Source organism: Rickettsia endosymbiont of Culicoides newsteadi, assembly GCF_002259525.1.
GTDB lineage: Bacteria > Pseudomonadota > Alphaproteobacteria > Rickettsiales > Rickettsiaceae > Tisiphia.
Genome location: NZ_MWZE01000166.1, coordinates 1 through 1,010, shown reverse-complemented (window position 1 = coordinate 1,010; position 1,010 = coordinate 1). Strand labels below are relative to the sequence as shown.

Here is a 1,010-nt window from a genome sequence, read left to right as displayed (position 1 = left end):
ATGTAGGAACTATTAATTGGCGTATCATATTCGTCAATTAGTATGTAAACTTTCTGATTAAAATGTTTATAAAGTAAATCGCTTAAAAATTTCAAACTATTCTCAAGTTCTACTTTGTTAAATTCTCCAGAAAAATATCTAGTTAATTGTTTCTTTTGTGCATCATTTAATAAATTTTCCTTATCTGTTAAATAAGTCTCCAAATAACGATAATTACTAAATAACTGTATTACTTGATAATTGATTTTACTTTCAATTTCCTCATAACTACTACCCCTAATCCCCTTAAAACTTATAATAATAACTGGGAATTGACCTTGGCGTTTCATAGAGTTTGCTACATTAGCAATTTTTAATGGCTTTAGTTCTTTAGTCTCATCAAAACCTAAATCTACCTCTCCTCCACTAAACAGCTTATAATTAACTCTTTGTTCTTGCGGCAATTGTATCCCATACTCATCCACTTCTATTTCTAGAAATCTTCGCACCATATCCATATTCAAGCTCTTCCCCCACCGCCTTGGGCGAGTAATGAGTGTAACTGCTCCACTATCTTCTAATAATTCTTTGATCATTAGACTCTTATCAACAAATACATCGCTATTTAGCAATAATGTCTTGAAGTCATCGGTACCAACAAACATTCTTGGCTGATAATTAATATTATCTTTATCTTTTTCTTCTATCATTGTTTTCACCTGTTCCTTCCAACTATAATACCCATTATACTACTTTTTTATTCTCCACTAATAGCTAATTAGTAAAATTTTTGCTATAAAAATTTCTTTTTTATAATTTATACTAAAAACATGATAACTAGTTGGTTAAATACCTTTGTTAACAGTGCCTAGCTTAACCATATAATACCAATTGAAATAATTGACACGGTATATTAATCCTTTAGTACCTTACATAAATTTATACTCTGGTATTATACCAATTGAAATAGTTAAGGAGGTATATTATAATATGGGAATATAAACTTGAGCAGGTAGTAAAATGGCAAGAAC

General features: G+C 29.4%; 1 protein-coding gene. It reads right to left on the bottom strand.

Going from position 1 to position 1,010, the window contains the following annotated elements:
- A partial coding sequence (locus RiCNE_RS07065) for an AAA family ATPase (RefSeq protein ID WP_157905726.1) occupies positions 1-689 on the bottom strand: 689 nt, incomplete at its 3' end.
- Positions 690-1,010 lie beyond the last annotated feature (321 nt).